Origin of the sequence: Aeromonas sp. ANP5 (assembly GCF_963870295.1) — a bacterium.
Classification (GTDB): Bacteria; Pseudomonadota; Gammaproteobacteria; order Enterobacterales; family Aeromonadaceae; genus Aeromonas; species Aeromonas veronii.
In genome coordinates this window covers 1-16,502 of the sequence record NZ_CAWMRY010000014.1, presented here as the reverse complement: position 1 = coordinate 16,502, position 16,502 = coordinate 1, and the positions used below count along the sequence as shown (strand labels likewise).

Annotated in this window: 10 protein-coding genes; 2 read left to right on the top strand and 8 right to left on the bottom strand. The window is 61.0% G+C overall.

Annotated features, from left to right (window positions below; genetic code table 11):
- Window positions 1-80: 80 nt before the first annotated feature.
- From AACT07_RS09875 to mocA, 8 genes are all read right to left on the bottom strand, one after another.
- The gene (locus AACT07_RS09875; RefSeq protein ID WP_253182251.1) at window positions 81-1,382 is read right to left on the bottom strand and encodes an NCS2 family permease; all 1,302 of its coding nucleotides are present in this window, start codon (window positions 1,380-1,382) and stop codon (window positions 81-83) included.
- Window positions 1,383-1,779: 397 nt separating this feature from the next.
- Entirely contained in the window at window positions 1,780-3,096 is a 1,317-nt protein-coding gene (gene guaD / locus AACT07_RS09870; RefSeq protein WP_069527518.1) for a guanine deaminase, read from the bottom strand.
- 52 nt (window positions 3,097-3,148) lie between these two features.
- Window positions 3,149-4,672 carry a nucleobase:cation symporter-2 family protein gene (locus tag AACT07_RS09865; protein WP_069527516.1) on the bottom strand — a complete coding sequence of 508 codons (1,524 nt, stop codon included), beginning with the start codon at window positions 4,670-4,672 and terminating at the stop codon, window positions 3,149-3,151.
- A gap of 95 nt (window positions 4,673-4,767) precedes the next feature.
- Window positions 4,768-7,665, bottom strand: coding sequence for a molybdopterin-dependent oxidoreductase Mo/Fe-S-binding subunit (locus AACT07_RS09860; RefSeq protein ID WP_216093288.1), 2,898 nt, complete (start codon window positions 7,663-7,665; stop codon window positions 4,768-4,770).
- Complete coding sequence (gene ygfM / locus AACT07_RS09855; protein WP_069527514.1) at window positions 7,662-8,438, bottom strand: molybdopterin-dependent oxidoreductase FAD-binding subunit; 777 nt, start codon at window positions 8,436-8,438, stop codon at window positions 7,662-7,664. Before ygfM ends, AACT07_RS09860 begins: the two co-directional genes overlap by 4 nt.
- Before the next feature lie 80 nt (window positions 8,439-8,518).
- A complete protein-coding gene (gene ssnA, locus AACT07_RS09850; protein ID WP_069527513.1) occupies window positions 8,519-9,847 on the bottom strand; it encodes a putative aminohydrolase SsnA in 1,329 nt (442 codons plus the stop codon).
- Between the two features lie 30 nt (window positions 9,848-9,877).
- Window positions 9,878-12,988 (bottom strand): putative selenate reductase subunit YgfK, encoded by a 3,111-nt coding sequence (ygfK, locus tag AACT07_RS09845; RefSeq protein ID WP_069527512.1) that lies wholly within the window; start codon window positions 12,986-12,988, stop codon window positions 9,878-9,880.
- Between the two features lie 343 nt (window positions 12,989-13,331).
- Window positions 13,332-13,967, bottom strand: a complete 636-nt coding sequence (gene mocA, locus AACT07_RS09840) for a molybdenum cofactor cytidylyltransferase (RefSeq protein WP_083249953.1) — start codon at window positions 13,965-13,967, stop codon at window positions 13,332-13,334.
- A 1-nt stretch (window position 13,968) separates the two neighbouring features.
- On the opposite strand from mocA, the gene yqeC reads away from it, so the two are divergent.
- Both yqeC and yqeB read left to right on the top strand, forming a co-directional pair.
- Entirely contained in the window at window positions 13,969-14,817 is an 849-nt protein-coding gene (gene yqeC, locus AACT07_RS09835) for a selenium cofactor biosynthesis protein YqeC (protein ID WP_069527510.1), read from the top strand.
- A 27-nt stretch (window positions 14,818-14,844) separates the two neighbouring features.
- Window positions 14,845-16,437: a selenium-dependent molybdenum cofactor biosynthesis protein YqeB gene (gene yqeB / locus AACT07_RS09830; protein WP_069527509.1), complete on the top strand. Its 1,593-nt coding sequence runs from the start codon at window positions 14,845-14,847 to the stop codon at window positions 16,435-16,437.
- The last annotated feature ends 65 nt before the right edge of the window (window positions 16,438-16,502 follow it).

The window sequence follows — 16,502 nt, the reverse complement described above, 5'->3', positions numbered from 1 at the left end:
ATAATGCCTGCATGGGCGGGCTAAAAATAACAGGCATAAAAATGGGGCCGCCAGTGCGGCCCCAAACGGGCGGGTTATCCCTAAATAGCCCACCCCCCAGCATAAAAGAGCACCAGCGCCAGGGCGATGACCACGGTGCCGACGTTGAGCTTGTGCCACTCCTTCGAACAGATGCGGCCGATCACCAGCGAGCTGAAGCCAAGCATGATGCCGGTGACAATATTGCAGGTGAGCACGATAAAGACGGCGCATACCAGCCCGGACATGGCCCCGACAAAGTCATCGAAATCGAGCTTGGTGACATTGCTCAGCATCAAGAGCCCCACATACATCAGGGCCGGTGCGGTGGCATAGGCGGGCACCAGATAGGAGAGCGGCGAGAGGAACAGCATCAGCAGGAACAGGCCGCCGACCACGGTCGCGGTCAGGCCGGTTTTGCCCCCCGCCGCCGTGCCCGCCGCCGATTCGATATAGACGGCAGCCGGCGCCGCCCCCACCAGACTGGAGAAGATGCTGCTGACCGAGTCGGCACTGAGCGCCTTGCCGCTGTTGATGATATGACCATCCTTATCGAGCAGGTTGGCCTGCCCCGCCACGGCGCGGATGGTGCCGGTGGCATCGAATACCGCTGTCATCACCAACGCCAGCACACTGGGTAGCACCAGCGGCGAGAGGGCCCCCATGATATCCAGACTGAAGATGAGGGACTTGCCCTGCTCGTCCGACAGGCTCGGCAGGGCGAACAGTCCCTGATACTTCACCGCCGGATCGAAAATCAGGCCGAAGATGGAGATGGCGATGATCACCAGCAGGATCCCCCCCGGTACTCTCAGCTTCTCCAGCCCGAAGATCACCGCAAGGCCGATCAGGGACATGATGACCGGCATGGAGGTGAAGGCCCCCAGCGCCACCGGCAGCCCCTCCAGCGGGTTCTTGATCACCAGCCCCACCCCGTTGGCGGCGATAAGCAGCAAGAAGAGACCAATCCCGATGCCGGTACCGTGGGCAATTCCCATCGGCAGGTTGTCGAGGATCCAGCTACGCACCCCGGTCACCGAGATGGCGGTAAACAGCACCCCCATCAGGAAGACGGCCCCCAACGCCACCGGAATGGGGATCTGCTGCCCCAGCACCAGACTGAATGCAGTAAACGCCGTGAGGGAAATAGCGCAACCGATGGCCATCGGCAGCTTGGCCCAGAGCCCCATCAAGAGCGAACCGAACCCCGCCACCAGACAGGTGGCGACAAACACGGCGCCAGGAGGAAAGCCCGCCTTGCCGAGCATGCTCGGCACCACGATCACCGAGTAGACCATGGCAAGGAAGGTGGTGAGGCCCGCCAGCACCTCCTGTCTGACGTTGCTGCCCCGCTCGCTGATCATAAAGTAGCGATCAAGAGCCGTGAGCGGCTGTTGCTTTGCTGCGCTCTGGCTGGCGTCATCATTGGCCAGCTGTTCCACGCTGTTTGTCCTGCTGTTTGCTTGGGTCATACCCAACTCCTTCACACGCGCCTGAATGTTCCATGACGAAATGGCGACAGGATCTGCGGGTCTGCCGAGCGCCAGTCTGATGAGAAACAGGCGATGGCGGCAGAGGATGCGACAGACAGACCAGGGCTGGCGGCCTTGACTCAAACGTTTGCCTTGCTGGTCAAAAAAACCGGGCCATTTCACGTTCTATGCGGGGAGATCCCCTGTGGTGCGGCAAGACTGGCGCCCCTGTGGAGCACGCCAGCCGCCGTATTCGTTGGGGCTGCACCGCGGCAGCCCACTACAAGCCCTACCCCCGTTCATGCACCAGTTGGCCATCCACATAGGTGCGGTAGATGGATCTGTCATCCCCCAGGGTCAACAGTACAAAGAGCTTGTCCCGCAGGGTGGTGGAGTTGTCATAACGCAGTTGCTGCAGCGGGGTGGCGACCGGGTCGAGCACCACGAAGTCCGCCTCCTTGCCCACCGCAAAGCTGCCGATCTTCTCGTCCAGCCCCAGCGAATGGGCGCCGCCCAGGGTCGCCAGATAGAAGGCCTGATAGGCCGAGAGCCGTTCGCCCTGCAGTTGCATCACCTTGTAGGCCTCGTTGAGGGTCTGCAGCATGTTGAAGGTGGTGCCGGCGCCGATGTCGGTGCCCATCCCCACCTTCACCTGCTTGCGCCACGCCTTGTGCAACTTGAACAGACCACTGCCGAGATAAAGATTCGAGGTGGGACAAAACGCGATGGTGGAGCCGGTCTCCTTCAGGCAATCCCACTCCTGCTCTTCCAGATGGACGCAGTGGGCAAACACGCAGTTGTGGCCGGTGAGGCCGTGCTGGTGATAGACATCGAGATAACCCTTGTGCGCCGGGAAGAGGGATTTGACCCAGGCGATCTCGTCCTTGTTCTCGCACAGATGGGTGTGCAGATAGGTGGTGGGAAACTCTTCGCGCAGTCTCCGCGCCATCGCCAGCTGCTCGGGTGTCGAGGTGGGTGCAAATCGTGGTGTGATGGCATAGAGCAGTCGACCGTTGCCGTGCCAGCGCTCGATAAGCTGCTTGCTCTGCACATAGCTGCTCTCGGCGGTATCGAGCAGATAATCGGGTGCATTGCGATTCATCATCACTTTGCCGGCGATCATCCGCATATTGATGCGGCTGGCCGCCTCGAACAGGGCGTCTACCGACTCGGGGTGCACTGTGCCGAACACCAGCGCCGTGGTAGTGCCGTTACGCAGCAACTGCTTGATAAAGAAGGTGGACATCTCGCGGGCATATTCGAGATCGTTGTAGCGCCGCTCAGCCGGGAAGGTGTGGCGGTTGAGCCACTCCAGCAGTTGCTCGCCATAGGCCCCTACCATCTCGCTCTGGGGATAGTGAATGTGGGTATCGACAAAGCCCGGCACTATCATCTTGCCGCGGTAATCCCGCACCCGCACTTCGGTCGGAATGCGATCCTTGCCCTCCTCCCACTCACCGAACCAATCGATGCAACCGTTGCGAATGATCAGCAGACCATCCTCGATAAGGCGGGCGTTGGACTCAATCTCCTCGGGCTGATCCACCACCCGGGTGATATCGAAGAAGCTGCCGCGTACCGCTTTGACAGAGTTGTCGTTTTTCATAACCGTTTCCCTGTTTTTCTTGTTCTGTTGACGTTTTTTGCCGGTTTAACCGTCAGATCCGTTCCGCCTGTGGCGCCACCGCCTGCCCGGGCACTGGCTCTGGTGAACCCTCACCCTTGCTGGCCGATGGCTGGCCCGCACTGCGGGCGGTAAAGCTCACATCCGGCTTGTCGCTCAGCTGGATCACTTCCACCGCCTCTGCATCCCTGACGGCTACCTTGCGCTTGCGGCTCTGTGGCAACACCAGATTCATGATGATGGCGGTGATGCCACCGGCACAGATGGGGTTCTCCACCAGCATGTAGATACCCGCCGGCAGCACCTTGAAGACGTTCGGGTCATAGGAGACACCAAGCCCAAGACCCAGGGAGGTGGCGACAATCAGGGTCTCCCGCCGATCGAAGCCGTGGCTGATGATGATGCGACCACCGGCGATGGCGATCATCGAGAACATGATGACCATGGCGCCCCCCATCACAGGTGACGGTATGGTGGTAAAGAAGCGCCCCACCACCGGGAAGAGCCCCAGCAGCACCAGAATGACGGCAATAAACTTGCCCACATGGCGTGAGGCCACCCCGGTCATCTGGATAACGCCGTTGTTCTGGGCAAAGGTGGTGAGCGGCAAAGAGCCGAGGGCCGAGGCGATCACCGATACCAACCCATCAGCCAGCACGCCGCCGGAGAGCCGTTTTTGAAACTCGGGGCCCTGAATATCCCGGTGGGAGACCATGGCGGTGGCGGTGATGTCCCCCACCGCCTCCAGCACGCTCAACAGATAGATGGTGCCCGCCAACATAAAGGCGTGAAAGTCGAAGGAGAAACCGTACTTGAACGGGATCGGCACCGTAATAAGCGGCAGGTTCTCAAGGGCGGAAAAATCCACCATGCCGAGCATCAGGGCCACCGCATAACCCACCATCAGACCGATGGCAATGCCGCTCATCCGCAGCAGCGGGCTTCGGCTGCAGTTGAAGGCGACGATGACGCAGAGCACCAAGAGCCCCAGCCCGATGTTCTCATATTTGCCAAAGGTACCGCTGCTCATGGCGGAGAAGCCGCCGCCAAAGTCGATGATCCCCACCTTGATAAGGCTCAGGCCAATCATCAGCACCACTACCCCGCTCACGGTCGGGGTGATCACCCGCTTGAGGTAGGGCAGCACGAAGGAGGAGCCCATCACCAGAAAGGCGCCGACAAAAGAGACCCCGAGCAGGGTCGAGACGATCAGCTCCTCGTGGATGCCATCTTTTTTCATGGCGCCGCCGAGCGCGATCATCACGGTCACGAAGGAGAAGTTGACCGACTGGATGGAGAGCAGCCCCGAACCTATGGGGCCATAGCGGTTTACCTGCAGCCAGGTGCCGATACCGGAGGCGATCATCGCCATGGAAACCAGATAGGCGGTGATCTCGGTGGAGAGGCCCAGGGCGCCGCCGACGATCAGCGCCGGGGTTACCATGGGAACAAAAATGGCCAGCAGATGGGTCACTGCACCCATCAGGGTTTGATAAAACGGGGGTTTGTCTTCCAGCTCGTAAATGAGATCCGAGTGCTTGCGTGTTGTTTTAGACATCGTGTTTGTCCCATCACACAGAATGTAGGCGGAGTACTCATTCCGCCGTCAGGCGCTGGGGGCGAGCTGGCGCCCGCCCCTCACCTTTTCTTTTGTTATGCCGACACTTTTTGCTCCAGCTTGCCCAGTTCGCGCAGGATCTGCTCCGGCGTGAAGTGCCACTTGCGCAGCCAGACACCACAGGCGTCATGGATGGCGGTGGCGATGGCGGGCGCGGCGCCGTTGACTCCGATCTCCGAGATGGACTTGGCGCCGTAAGGGCCTACCTTGTCGTCACTCGGTACCAGGAAGGCCCGGAAGTCGCGCGGAATGTCGCCAATCTTGGGCGCGCCATAGCTCTTCAGATCCCGGGTGAGCGGAATGCCCTTGCCGTCGTAGCAGATCTCCTCGGTCAATGAGTGGCCGATGGCCCGCATGGTCGCCCCGTAGATCTGGCCGAGCGCCAGTTCCGGGTTGATGGGGGTGCCGCAGTCGAGCAGGGCGTAGAACTTGTCGAGCCGGATCTCGCCGGTTCTGACGTTGACCGCCACCTCGGCGAAGTTGGCCCCATACGGGAAGGCAAGCTCCGAAGTGATGTAGCTGGCAGTGCCCACCAGAATGCCGAAGCCGGTACCTGTCTCCGCCTTGTGGGCCAGCTTGGCGAGGGTCACCTCCCCCTGCTTGCCGCGCACGATCCCCGGGTGAACCAGCTCTACGTCTTCGACCGGCTCGCCCAGCATGGCGGCGCCGTGGAACAGGATCTTAGCCTTGAGGTTCTCGGCCGCCATCTTGGCCGCGTTGCCGGAGAAGCAGGTACCGGACGAGGCGTAAGCCCCCTTGTCGAATAGCGCATGGTCGGTATCGCCAGAGATGACGTGCACATCGCTGAGCGGGCAACCGAGCACCTCGGCGGTCAGCTTGGCGACCACGGTATCGAGGCCGGTGCCGATATCGGCGCCACCGGAGTGGACGATAAAGGTGCCGTCCGATTCCAGCTTGACCATGCAGTTGGCCTGATCGATATCGGGGATCCCCGATTTTTGCATGATGATGGCGACGCCGCGGCCGATGCGCCAATCCCCGTCGGCGGGTTTGGGACTGTCCCAAGCGATAAGCTCTCGACCCTGTTGGAGGATGGGTTCGAGGGCACAGCTGGCCGCATGGGGCACAGAAGTCGGCATCTTGCCCTCGCCGATGGCACCCAGCACCTTGAGGATGTCCCCTTCGTGCACCCGGTTGTGCTCCACCATGTCGAGCTGGTCGATACCCAACTGCTCCGCCAGCTCGGCAATCGCCATGGTCAGCGCGAAGTTGCCCTTGGGCGCGCCGTAGCCCTGATAGGCCCCGGTCGGGCAGATGTTGCTGTAGTAGGTGTTGACGGTAAAGCGCACGTTGTCGCACGGATAGAGCGGCAAAGAGAGCGCCGGGCCGTTGCTCGGTACCGTCAGAGAGTGGTTGCCGTAAGGGCCGGTGTTGGCGCGAAAATCCATATCGATGGCGGTGATGGTGCCATCTTTTTTGGCCCCCACTTTCACCTTCACCTTGGCCACGTGGCGAGAGGTGTTGCTGATGAACTCCTCTTCACGGGTGTAGCGGAAGGTGACCGGACGGCCGGTGACCTTGGTCGCCCAGGCGCACACCTCTTCCAGCAGGATGTCCTGCTTGGAGCCAAAACCGCCCCCTACCCGCTCCTTGATCACGTGCACCTGATGTTGCTTGAGGCCGACGATACGCGCCACCTGACGGCGCACGTGCCACGGCACCTGAGTAGAGGCGTGAATGACCAGACGATCCCCATCCATATAGGTGAAGCAGATGTGCGGCTCGGTCGGGCACTGCTGGGCCTGGGTCGATTCGTAGGTGCGCTCGACAATCTCGTCCGCCTCGGCAAAGCCCTTGGCCACATCGCCGATCTGGCCATGGACGCTGGCGGCCAGGTTCTCGTGGGGGCGGGAGCCGATGGGGAAGTTGATGATCATGTGCTCATCGCCGCGGCGCACCGAGCAGGCGTTCTGCTGCTCGAGATCCGCAGGCGCACCGGCCATGTAGACGATGGGCTCGTCGTGAACCAGGGGTGCGTTGGGAGCCATCGCCTCATCGATGGTCATGACCGCAGGCAGCACCTGATACTCAACCTCGATGAGTTTCAGCGCTGCCAATGCGATGGCTTCGCTCTCGGCCACCACAGCGGCAACACGATCACCGACATGGCGCACCTTGCGGCTGAACATGCGGCGATCGAGCGGTGACGGCTCAGGGGCACTCTGACCACCCGGGGTGTAAAACACATCCGGGCAGTTGAGGTGGGTGATGACATGCACGACGCCCGGCAGCGCCTCGGCGCGGCTCACATCGAGTTTGGTGATCACCGCATGGGGATGGGGACTGCGCAGCATCTTGATGATCAGCGCATCCTCGGTGACCCGATCCTCCACGTAGCAGGGCTTGGCCTGCACCATCTTGGCGGCGTCCACTTTTGGGCAGCTCTTGCCGATATGGCGCAGATCGTCGCGAAACTCCGGGGCGATCTGGCACAGGTAATCGGGATCCTTCATCCGTGAACAGGCAAGCTCGATGGCCTGATAAAACTGCTGATAACCGCCATCGCGGTGAAACAGGCCCGAGAGGGCATCGTCGATTTGATCACGGGTAGGCTCGGGGTGGCGATCAAGCAGGTCGGTGACGATGAGCGCGGCGGCCGGATCGTTGTAGCCCGACTGCACCACGCCCACATCTACCATCGCCTGCTGCACCAGACTAAGCTGGTTCCAGCTGCCCAGCGACTCGGCGGTGCGCACCTCTGATCCATCCAGCTGCGCGGCGATCAGCAGGGAGGCGTTGATCACCTTGCCATTGAAGAGAATGGCGTCGGAGCCGGCAAAACCGAAGCCGTCGTCGCTGTTGCGCACCGAGTGCATCCGGCACTGGTTGAACAGCACCCGCTGGGCATTGTCACCGGCCTTGCAGATGACGGTACGCAGGGCACCGTTCAGGGTAAAGTTGAGTTCCATCATGCTTGCACCTCCTGCTGCTGGCAATCCACCAGCAGATCCGCCACTACCACGCCGGTGATATACCGCTTGTAACTTATGCTGCCCGCCAGATCTTCTCTGGGCGCAATCAGCTCGCTCACGGCGGCCTCCAGCGCGGCATCGTGCAGTTCGCGGCGCTCCAGATCCCGCAGACGCATCGGCTGCGGAGTGACGCCAGCGACGGCTACCCGCATCTCGCCAATGCTGTCGAGGGCCACGGCGGCGGTCATCACCGCCAAGCCATCGGCGTTGCGGCTGATGTGGCGAGTGGCGCAGCGCAGCGCGGGCTCCGGCAGCACAACACCGAGCACCAGGGCATTGCGCTGCCCCGCCAGGTAGGCGTCGATGGGTTGCAGCAGGTTGTTCTCCAGCACCACCACGGCTTCGAGTACCAGCAGTACCGGCAACAGCGGGGAGTCCTGCTGCTGGCAGGCAATTTCGCCGCCGAGGGTGGCCTGATTGCGCAGATGGCGGGAGTAGACAAACCCCAGCGCGTCGCACAGGGCGGCCGGAGTACGGGGATCATCTTTCAGGGTCTGCAGGGTGACGGTAGCGCCGATATGGAGCTGGCCGTGCTGTTGCTCAATCTGGTCAAGCCCCAACCTCTCCAGCGAGATGGCGACCTTCTTGTCGGTGCGGGTCGGGGCGGCGTTAAGCTTGCTGCCGCCTCCCATGTAGACGGCGTCGTTGCCGAAACTAGCCTTGAGTTCCAAAGCCTGACCCAGTTGCTCGGGTCGGAAGAATTGCTCAATCATGTGTCGTCCTTACTCTTGCAGCCCGCCGCCGGGGAGATCCACAGGGCGGGCAATCCGGTCCAAAACTGTGGAAGGTGGCGTTAGGCCAGCTGATCCATCCGTTGCCACAGGCGGCTCGCCACCTTGCGGGCCTGCTCATAAATGGGCGCGACATCGAACGGGAACTCGCGGTCCTGATAGACCATGCGCCCCTCCACCATCACGCTGTTGACGCTGTTCGATCCCATGCCGAAGGCGAGATGGCCACCGAGGTTGCGCGGCGCCAGCGGGGTCGGTGCGTCGTAGTCGCAAATGGTGAGGTCGGCCTTGTATCCCGGCTCCAGGCGGCCAAATTTGGCGCCGAAGTTGCGTTCCAGCAGGGTGTTGCCGTTCCAGAGGAAGCGGGCAAAGCTGTCGGGCCACAGGGCGCCACCGGCATCCTTGTGCTTGAAGTAGGCGAACTTGAGCTCTTCGAGCATGTCGGAGCCGATGCCATCGGTACCGAGCGCCAGATTGCGATACTCCGGCAGGTGCATGTTGTAGCCCACGTGGTTGTTCATGTTGGAGCGGGCGTTATGCACCAGGAAGGCATCGCGGCTGTTGAGCAGCTCGATGTCGGTCGGGCTCAGGTAGATACCGTGGGCGACAAGCGACTTGCTGTCGATAAGGCCAAACTCGTCCAGCCGGGCGATGGGCTCCTTGCCATAGTGGTGGTGGCCGTGGGCCATGTCGTAGCGGTCTTCCGCCACATGGATATGCAGGCCGCGACCGGTGACCTGCACCGCTTCGCGCAGCATGGCCAGCCCCTCGTCAGGTACGGTAAAGGGGGCGTGGGCGCCGATATGGGCCTCAACCAGATAGGGTTCGTTCCCTTTGCCCTTGGCGGCATCAATGGCCTGTGCAAACAGGATGTTCTCCTCCACCCCGGCCTGCAGCTCGGCGAGACCGCCGTTGCGATCCGTGGTCTCGAAGCAGGTCATGCCGCGCAGACCCGCTTCCACAAACCCTTTGCGCAATACATTCAGGGAACCCTTGATGAAGTTGGGCGAAGCGTGGTGGTCGATCACCGTACTGCAGCCGCTCTTGATCGCCTCCAGCGAGCAGATGAGGCCGCTGTAGTAGAGGGACTCCTCATCAAGCGCCCGATCGAGCCGCCACCAGAGGTTTTTCAGGGTGGAGATAAAGTCCGGGCAGGGGGCGATGTTGGCCATGATCCCCCGCGACAGGCCGGAGTAGAAGTGGTTGTGGGCACAGACGATGCCCGGCATCACCAGCTTGCCCCCCATCTCCCGATAGTTGGCCTCCGGGTAGAGGGCCCGCAGATTGGGCCCCACCGCTTTGATAAGGGTGCCTTCGATGGCGATATCCACCCCTTCCAGCACCCGGGTCGGCTCCAGCTGGACGGCGGTGACGTTTTTCAGAATAAACATGGTGTGCTCCTTCGCTTATTCGTGGTTCGCTCAGGCCTCGACGGCCCCCAGCAGGTAGTGGTGATGAGCGTGGACATGGCTGATGATCCGGCACATGTCGCCAAGGGCCGCTGGCGCATCCTTGATCCGGCTCTGGGCGTCTATGGTCAGGCGATAGGTCTCGCCATCCTGACGCACCCGCAGCTCACCGCCATCCGCCAGATAGAAACCGGGGTTGCGGCTGTTGTTGAAGTCCTCGGGCAGGCTGAAGATGGTGACCTTGTCCTGATAGGGCTTGCCCTGCCACGGGCAGAACTGGGCGCAGTTGCCGCACTCGTTGCAGTAGGCATCCAGGTGCAGGGTCTGGAACTGATCCTTGAAGCCCGGCACCGCGATGGCGACGTTGGCCCGGTTGGGGCAGACATCCACGCACTTGCTGCAGAGGTAGTTGCACTCGAGGCAACGGTGCGCCTCTTGCGCCACGAAGGCATCGCGCTCGCTCTTGTCAACCATGGTGACGGCGATGCTCCCCTTGCGGCGGTAGATCTCATCCTTGCCCGACGGCTGAATGGTCACTTCACTCTGCTGGCTGGCGATATGCTCGCGAGAGAGCACCAGATCCGCGGCGCGGCGGGCACCACCGATGGCACCGACGATGGAGGACGGGCCGCTCTGCACATCACCGATAAGGAAGACGTTGCGACGGCTGGTTTCGCCGGTCTGGCCATCCACTTCGGGCCAGCCATCGTTGCCAAGAGGAATGCCCATCGCTTTGAGCACCTCGCAGTCAGGCTGCTCGCCGATGGCGGTGATCAGGGCATCCATCTGCATCACTTCGGTCTGCTCGGTGGGCACAGGACGGCGGCGGCCCTGCTCGTCAGGATCCCCCAGCGCCATCATCCGCACGGTGAGCTTGCCATCTTTGTCAAAGCGCTCCGGATTGGTGAGGAAGCAGAAACGCACCCCATCCTCCACCGCTTCCAGAACCTCCTCGCGATAGGCGGGCATCTCTTTTTCGCTGCGGCGGTAGATCACGGTCACATCGCTGACACCCGGCACCTTGAGGGCGGCACGGGCGCAGTCCATGGCGGTGTTACCGGCGCCGATCACCGCCACATGGCGGCCCAGCGGCAGCGGTTTGCCCTGATTGAAGCTGCGCAGGAAGTTGAAGGACTTGTAGACCCGATCATGTCCCCCTTCGAGACGCATGCCGCCATTCTTGTCGGCACCGATGCCGACGAAGACATAGGTAAAGCCCTGGGCGTGCAGCTTGTCGACGGTGAGCGCCGGATCGCAGCCAAACTCGAACTTGACCCCGTGAGCGGCGACAAAGTCGATATCGTGCTGGATAAGCTCGGCCGGAATGCGGAACTCAGGGATGATGTGCTTGACCACGCCACCGGCATCCGCTTCGCGCTCGAACACGGTGACCGGATGGCCGGCACGGGCCAGAAAGTAACCGGCGGAGAGACCAGCCGGACCTGCACCAATGACAGCAACCGGATGCTTGTCACCGCTACCTGCCGGTTTGTGCCAGCGAGCCTTGTACCCTTCCCAGCCGCGCTCCAGCGCCACTTTTTTCAGCTCGCGGATATTGAGCGCGCTGTCGTAGTCGAGACGGGTGCAGTTGTACTGGCACTGGTGATCGCAGATATGGCCGGTGATGGCGGGCAAGGCGTTGCGCTGATAAATCAGCTCAAGGGCCGCCACATACTCCCCCTCGCCCATCAGGCGAATGTACTCGGGGATATCCTGATGCACGGCGCAGGCGGTGACGCAGGGTGCTACATAGCAGTCGGTCAGCGGCAGACCGCCACCCACTTCGATGCGATCCTCGGACTTCCACTCCTTCTGGGTGTAATCCATGGTGAGGGCCTTGGCGGCAAGCGCCTCCAGCTTGGCCACATCCACCTGACTCATGCCCCAGCTGTCGGAGGCATCTATCTCTTTGAGGCACTCAATCTGGCGCAGGTAACCACCCGGTTTCAGCAGATCAGTGGCCATGGTGATGGGACGAATGCCGGTTTCGAAGATCTCCGCGATGTTGAACTTGCTGGCGCCGCCCGAGTAGGAGATGGGCAGCTTGCCATCGAAGGCGCGGGACAGCACGGCCGCCACGTTGATGGAGAGCGGGAACAGCGCCCGGCCGGACATATACATCTCATCCCCCGGCAGCGCCCCCTTGCGGTTGATGGTGCCAAGGGTATTGGTGAGCTTGACCCCGAAGGTGAGCCCCTTCTCGGCCCCGAGCGCCATCAGACGGGTCAGCATCGCCTTGGCCTGATCCAGCTTGAGGTCGTGATCGAACGACGCTTCGCTCAGGCCAATGTAATCAAAGCCGCAGGTATCGAGGATCTCGCGCACCCGCGGGTAACCCAGCAGGGTCGGGTTCAGCTTGACGAAGGTGTTGAGCCCCTTCTCTTCCAGCATGTAGCGGCAGATGGCCTCGATCTCGTTGGGCGGGCAGCCATGCATGGTAGAGAGGGTAACGCCGTGAACCAGATTGGCCGGGATGCGATCCACCAGCTGTTGCAGACGATCACGCCGCGCCCCCAGTCCCAGCTCGGCGATAAACTGCTCGTCGACCACCAGCTCGCGCAGCACCTGCTGGTACTCGGCAAACTTCGGACTTTGGCTTGCATCCATCAGGCTGTGGATAAACTGCTGCATCGGCGGCTGTTTGATGCCATCGAGGTTGTAACCCACGCTCATGTTGAAAATGAAGGACTTGGCCTCTCCGTCGAGCCGCGGGTCGAACACCTCTTCTAACAGGTAGAGGGCAAACCAGGCTTTAAGATACTCGTCAAATGCCTTGGGCAGGGTGAACTCGGTAGACCACTCGGTGTTGAAGCACTCGTCTTCGGCATCGATGCAGGGCTTTTCCAGTTCGAGACGGTCCAGGATCTGCACCGTCTTGAGCTCGATAAAGCGCCCGCCGGTCAGCCAGGAGGTGACGATGTTCTGGGCCAACTGGGTATGGGGGCCGGCTGCCGGGCCAATGGGGGTCTCGCAGGTTTCACCGAACACCTTGATCTTGCGCTCGTCCTGTTTGCGATAGAATTGCGCGGCGGGAATACCGAAAATGCTCTGACTCTCTTTATATTCCGCGAAAATACGGGTCAGCAGGTTCTTGAACGGAACGGGTCGCATAATATCGCCCATGGCTATCTCCTTGCAGCTGTTCTGCCCATTGGCAGCATGAATAAATGGGGTATCCCGCACGGGTGTTCCCCCTTGGCAAGGAGAGGAGCAACTATCAGGCCACTACAGTTACAAAACGAGCTACAAAACTATTTTTAGGGTGAAAGCGTGAGGCAGCTCCAATTAATGATGAGAATTTACGATGTCACCATTATGGGTATTGCGAGTAGTTATCAATCACTCTGAAATTTACTTAATGAGCAGTTCAAAAAGAACTCGCCCTATCAGATCAAGTGCGAGAAATATCACTTTGATACGCCATTTATCTCCCCGTTATCTTTTTAAAACAGGGTTATTTCATGGGCTAACTCTCATTTTCAAGAATGCCACCCAGCAGCGCCTGATAGCGCTCCGGGGTATCCACATCAAACAGGATGGCGGGGCTGTCGACTGGCACCATACGGTGCGGATGCTCTTGCAACCAGCGGCGCACCGACTGCTGTGCCGGCGCGGTAGCCAGCTCCCTTGCGATGGTTTTTGGCAGCAACACCGGATGGCCCGTCTCCCCCAGCCAGGTGGGAAAGAGTGTCTCACAGCCCCGTGCCTGCCAGAGCTGTTGATAGACATCGCGCGGGATACAGGGGAGATCCCCGTGGCTGATAAAGAGGTAGTCAGCGTCACTGGCCGCCAGGGCGCAGCGAATGGAGCTGCCCAGCCCCTGCCGATAGTCGGGGTTGTGGACGACAGCAATATCCGGCCGAGATCCGTAGCGCGCTTGAAGTTCCTCGCCACGATGGCCCACCACCAGAATAACGCGCTGACAAAAAGCCAGGGCATTTTTGAGACTTGCATCAAGCATTGTCCCCTGGCAATAAGGTAGCATCATTTTCCAGGTACCCATTCGGGAAGATAAACCCGCCGCCGTTATTATACAGTCACACTGCACTTGTTCCTGGCAACGTTGTTTCCCACTCCCTTCGATATTTATTTTGGTCGTCATTATGTCGCACCCACACGCTGTTGCTGTCGCATTTCCAGATATAGAACCGCTATTAAACTCGCTCACCCAAAATATTGATAGCCATACCACCTTAATTAGCCTCTGCGGGGCCGGTGGAAAAACCAGCACCCTGTTCTGGCTGGCGGAATATTTTTATCAACAGGGTAAAAGGGTGCTAATTACCACCACCACCCGGATGTTTCTGCCTGCCCCGTCACACTATCGGGAATTGATCCTGGAAGCCGATCCCGTCCGCCAGCTGACCCGCTGTCAGCAACTGCCCGATGAGCCGACCCTGGTCGCCCTGTTCAGCCATATCGATCAGGCCAGCGGCAAGGTGGCGGGCCCCACGCCCCAGCAGATTGATCTCATCAAGGGGCAGCAGCGCTTCGATCTCATCCTGGTCGAAGCGGATGGCGCCCATCACAAGCTATTGAAAGTGCCCGCTTTGCACGAACCTTGCATTCCCCAGAGCAGTGATTGGGTGATCGCCCTGACAGGCGGCGCCATGGTGGGAGCCAAGGCCGACCCGCAGCAGATCCACCGCTGGGCAGAGCTTCAGGCCCTGTGCGGGATAGAGGCCGGTGACCCCCTCGACTGGGCCCTGTTTCACCAGCTGCTCTCCCACCCCGAGGGGCTGTTCAAGGGCACCCCGGCCAGGGCGCGCCGGATCTGGTTTATCAATGGGGATTATCAAAATGAGGCGTCGTGGCTCGATGAATTGATAAAGCTGCATAGCCGCCACCCCGAGCTCCATGCCATCTGGCAGGGGGCGGTTCGCAAGCCACAGCCCATTCGCCTCGCACTCGGTTACTTCGCTCAGGATGAGGCACAGCCGCCTCGCCCATGATGGTTTAAGGATAAGAAGAGGTACCTTATGAATCTTTTTGCACACGCAGCCCGACTGGAACAGGAGAACACGCCGTTTGCCATTGCCCAGATCATCGAGAGCCGTGGCTCCACCCCCCGCCATCAGGCCCAGATGCTGGTGATGGCCGATGGCCAGATCCTCGGTACCATCGGCGGCGGCATGATCGAGCGGCTGGTGATCGAAGAGGCCGTGGCCGCCATTGCCGAGCGCAAGCCGCGCATCTTCCACGGCCGGATGGCACGCAACGGTGAGCATGCGGTCGGATCGGATTGCGGTGGTGCCATGTCGGTCTATATCGATGTCTATGGTCTGCGACCACGGCTGGTGCTCATTGGTGCCGGCCACGTCAACCGGGCTGTGGCCCATGCTGCGGCGCCGCTCGGCTTTGATGTCCATATAGGGGATTGCTTCGAGGGGAGCCTCAACCCTGACCTCTTCCCCGCCGGTACCCATCTGGTGCAGGCCGATACCATCAGCACGGTGATCGATAAACTGGCCATCGAGCCCGCCAACTTCGTCATCATCGCCACCAACCATCAGGACAAGGAGGCGCTGGATCGCCTCATCAGCCGTCCCCTCGCCTATCTGGGGCTGCTCGCCAGCAAGCGCAAGGTGCAGACCTTCACCCAGGCGCTGCGCCAGCAAGGGGTGAGCCAGGAGCAACTGCAGCAGCTGCACGCCCCCATCGGCTACAACATCGGCGCCGAGACCCCCGAGGAGATCGCCATCAGCATTCTCGCCGAGTTATTGCAGGTGAAAAACGGCAAGGCAGGCGGTCTGATGCAGGATGATGTGCGCCTCAAGCGGGATCAGCTGGTGGTGATGCGCGGCTCCGGCGATATCGCCACCGGGGTGGCGCTGCGCCTGCACAATGCCGGCTTCAAGGTGGTGATGCTGGATCTCGACAAGCCCACGGTGATCCGCCGCTCTGTCGCTTTCGCTCAGGGGATGTTCGACGGTGAAACAAGGGTCGAGGGAGTACGTGCCAAGCGGGTCGAGAGCGTCGAACAGGCGTTCGAGCAGCTGGATCGGGGCGTCATTCCGCTACTGGTTGACCCCGATTGTGCCACCCTCGCCGAGCTCAAGCCCCGCTATCTGGTGGATGCCATCCTCGCAAAGCAGAATCTCGGCACTCACAAAGAGATGGCCCCCATTACGGTGGCCCTTGGCCCGGGGTTTGAGGCGGGGCGCGACTGCGATGCGGTCATTGAGACCAACCGCGGTCATCATCTGGGCCGGGTCATCTATCAGGGCCCTGCCCAGCCCAATACCGGCATTCCCGGGGTGATTGAGGGGCACTCCGCCCGCCGGGTGGTGCGCGCCCCCGCCCCTGGGGTGATGAAGAGCCTGATCAAGCTCGGCGATCTGGTGCAGGAGGGGGATGTGATTGCCCATGTAGGGGATACTCCCATTATCGCGCCGCTCTCCGGCATGGTGCGGGGGCTGCTCAGCGATGGCATCGAAGTGCCGGTCGGCTTCAAGATTGGTGATATCGACCCGCGCGGCGAGCGCGCCGATGCCACCACCGTCTCTGACAAGGCCCGCGCCATCGGCGGCGCCGTGCTGGAAGCCATGATGCATCTGGCCCAGCGCAGATAAGAGAGTGTTCTTAAAACCAGAAGGGCCCGCCATGATGGCGGGCCCTTTTATTTCGTTGTGTCCCG

Excerpts from the sequence above, each read along its gene's own strand:
- AACT07_RS09875 (WP_253182251.1), bottom strand. The coding sequence starts at position 1,382 with ATGATCAGCGAGCGGGGCAGCAACGTCAGACAGGAGGTGCTGGCGGGC.
- guaD (WP_069527518.1), bottom strand. The coding sequence starts at position 3,096 with ATGAAAAACGACAACTCTGTCAAAGCGGTACGCGGCAGCTTCTTCGAT.
- AACT07_RS09865 (WP_069527516.1), bottom strand. The coding sequence starts at position 4,672 with ATGTCTAAAACAACACGCAAGCACTCGGATCTCATTTACGAGCTGGAA.
- AACT07_RS09860 (WP_216093288.1), bottom strand. The coding sequence starts at position 7,665 with ATGATGGAACTCAACTTTACCCTGAACGGTGCCCTGCGTACCGTCATC.
- ygfM (WP_069527514.1), bottom strand. The coding sequence starts at position 8,438 with ATGATTGAGCAATTCTTCCGACCCGAGCAACTGGGTCAGGCTTTGGAA.
- ssnA (WP_069527513.1), bottom strand. The coding sequence starts at position 9,847 with ATGTTTATTCTGAAAAACGTCACCGCCGTCCAGCTGGAGCCGACCCGG.
- ygfK (WP_069527512.1), bottom strand. The coding sequence starts at position 12,988 with ATGGGCGATATTATGCGACCCGTTCCGTTCAAGAACCTGCTGACCCGT.
- mocA (WP_083249953.1), bottom strand. The coding sequence starts at position 13,967 with ATGACGACCAAAATAAATATCGAAGGGAGTGGGAAACAACGTTGCCAG.
- yqeC (WP_069527510.1), top strand. The coding sequence starts at position 13,969 with ATGTCGCACCCACACGCTGTTGCTGTCGCATTTCCAGATATAGAACCG.
- yqeB (WP_069527509.1), top strand. The coding sequence starts at position 14,845 with ATGAATCTTTTTGCACACGCAGCCCGACTGGAACAGGAGAACACGCCG.